Genomic DNA, 2373 nt, shown 5'->3' on the forward strand with positions numbered 1-2373 from the left:
GGGGGCCGGGGCGGGGCCCCGGGGTCGTGAGGACGGCGGTGCGGGCGGCGTCTGCGGCGCCGCGCACGCGGGCCCGGCACCGGGGCCGTCCCCCATGTCCACCCACACATCGGGGGCGCAGACCACCAGTCGGCCGGTGGTGGACGTGTGATCGACGGTGACTCCCGTGTCACCGTGCTGGGGCAGCGGACACAGGACGGCAGCCGCCCCCAGCCCGACACTGATCCAGCCTCCCACCAGCGGCTCCTAGCCATGACGACGTGATCTGAGACGCGTCCCGCCGCTCGACGGGACGCCGGCGCCGGCGCGGTGAAGCGGCGGCACCGGACGTAACGATCACGGGCGGGGCCGGACACGGACGGCGTCACCCGAACGGGCAACCGCCCGCGGACGAGTACGACCGACCGCTCCCCGGCCGCTCCGAGGGCAGAAGTTGCTCAGCCCCCCATCGGTGGAACCCTGGTGGGATGAGCAAGACCGCGCTGATCGTCATCGACATGATCAACACGTACGAGCACAAGGACGCCGAACTGCTGATGCCTTCGGCGGAGTCGGTCGTACCGGTCGTCGCCGGGCTGCTGCGACGCGCACGGCGGCACGGGGCCCCGGTCGTCTACGTGAACGACAACTTCGGCGAATGGCGCTCGCACCACGGCGAGGTGCTGGAACACGCGCTGGCGAGCCCCCACGCCCACCTGGTCGAGCCGCTGAAACCCGACGCGGAGTCCCTCTTCGTCCTGAAGGCACGGCATTCGGTGTTCTTCGAGACGCCGCTGCAGTACCTGCTGCACCAGCAGGGCATCGACCAGCTGGTGCTGACCGGGCAGGTCACGGAGCAGTGCGTGCTCTACTCGGCCCTCGACGCCCACATCCGCCACTTCCAGGTGATCGTCCCCGAGGACGCCGTCGCACACATCCACGAGGACCTGGCGCGGGCGGCACTGCAGATGATGGAGCGGAACATGGGCGCCCGCGTATGCCGGAGCGAGGAGCTCTGGAAGTAGCACCCCGTCCGCCGCCCCCCCGTCCCGTCACCCCGCCACTGGGCCATCGCGGCCCGGTCGCCCCGGCCCTCGTGATCCGGTCGCCCCGCCGTCGCGGTACCGCCGCCCCGCCACGGCGCCCCCCCGCGTCAGGCCGGGGCCTCCGGCAGGTCCGCCGCCGACTCCTGCGGAGTGAGGTCCGGGCGCAGCCGGAGCCAGGACGGCTGGCGCAGCATGCCGTGCCGGGTCCGGGTGCTGTAGGCGACCTCGCCCACCAGCCGGGGCAGCACCCAGCGTGCCTGCGTGATCCGGGGTGCCGGGTCGAAGGGGCACCGGTCGCTCGCCTCGTCGTGGAGCAGCTCCGCCAGCCGGCCGCGCTCCGCCTCGCTCCAGCCCGTGCCGACCCCGCCGACGTACCGCAGCCGCCCGCCCGGGTCGCGCTGGCCGACGAGCACCGCTCCGGGCAGCCCGGTCAGCCGGCCCTTGCCGGGCAGCCAGCCGCCGACGATCACGTCCTCGGCGCGCATGTTCCGGATCTTGATCCAGGCGCGCGAGCGGACTCCCGGCTCGTACACCGAGTCCAGCCGCTTGCACACCAGCCCCTCCAGTCCGTGCTCCCGCGTGGCGCGCAGCGCCTCGGCTCCGTGCCCGGTCACGGCGCCCGGAGTCGACCAGTACGGTCCGGCCAGACCCAGTTCCGTCAGCCGGGCCCGCCGGCGCACGTACGGCAGCCTCACCAGTGACTCCGTCAGGAAGGGCACGTCGAAGAGCACCAGGTGCACCGGCACCTGGGCGGCCCGGCGCGCCGCCCGCGCCGGGGCGTGCGCGAGGCCCATCCGGCTCTGCAGCAGCTGGAAGTCGGCCCGCCCGTGCTCGTCCAGGGCCAGCACCTCGCCGTCCAGTACGGCGGGTGTGCCGGGCAGGGCGGCTCCCAGCGGGCGGAGCTCCGGGTACGCCGCGGTGATCTCCTCACCGGAGCGGGCGCGCAGCAGGACGCTGCCGTCCCCGGGCAGGTAGACCATCACCCGCTGGCCGTCCTGCTTGGTCTCGTACGCCCACCGCGCGTCCTGGGCGGCGGGCGGCAGACCGCCGGGGGTGGCGAGCATCGGCGCGATGAGCGGCAGGGTCACGGCGGTCACGGCAGAAGATCTCGACCGGCCCCGCGGCCCTCACGCGCCTTTCGCCCCCGGTTCCCCTGAACGGGCCCGCGCGCCCGGGGCCGGTCCCGGGACGGACTCACGCGGCGGACTCGGCCGACGGCTCGGTGGGGGACGGGGTGCCGGGCGGGAAGGCCGGCTCCTGTCAGGAAGGGCGTGGCCTGTCAGGAGGGGCGTGGCCTGTCAGGAGGGGCGTGGCCGGTCAGGACGGGCGTGGCCGGTCAGGACGGGCG

At 74.6% G+C, this 2373-nt stretch carries 2 protein-coding genes and 1 pseudogene; 1 reads left to right on the plus strand and 2 read right to left on the minus strand.

The features are described from left to right. A pseudogene (locus GT045_RS40200) lies at nucleotides 1-237 on the minus strand (hypothetical protein); the annotation flags it as partial. 230 nt (nucleotides 238-467) lie between these two features. Between GT045_RS40200 and GT045_RS33330 the strand changes: the two are divergent. After that, nucleotides 468-1004: an isochorismatase family cysteine hydrolase gene (locus GT045_RS33330; protein ID WP_161336477.1), complete on the plus strand. Its 537-nt coding sequence runs from the start codon at nucleotides 468-470 to the stop codon at nucleotides 1002-1004. Between the two features lie 128 nt (nucleotides 1005-1132). Here GT045_RS33330 and GT045_RS33335 read toward each other — a convergent pair whose 3' ends face one another. Then, nucleotides 1133-2113 carry an ATP-dependent DNA ligase gene (locus tag GT045_RS33335; protein WP_161336478.1) on the minus strand — a complete coding sequence of 327 codons (981 nt, stop codon included), beginning with the start codon at nucleotides 2111-2113 and terminating at the stop codon, nucleotides 1133-1135. Between the last annotated feature and the right edge of the window lie 260 nt (nucleotides 2114-2373).

Origin of the sequence: Streptomyces sp. SID486 (assembly GCF_009865385.1) — a bacterium.
In the GTDB taxonomy this organism is placed as follows: Bacteria; Actinomycetota; Actinomycetes; order Streptomycetales; family Streptomycetaceae; genus Streptomyces.

What these genes read in the sequence shown, in the direction of transcription:
- GT045_RS33330 (WP_161336477.1), top strand. Translation starts at nt 468, where the DNA reads ATGAGCAAGACCGCGCTGATCGTCATCGACATGATCAACACGTACGAG.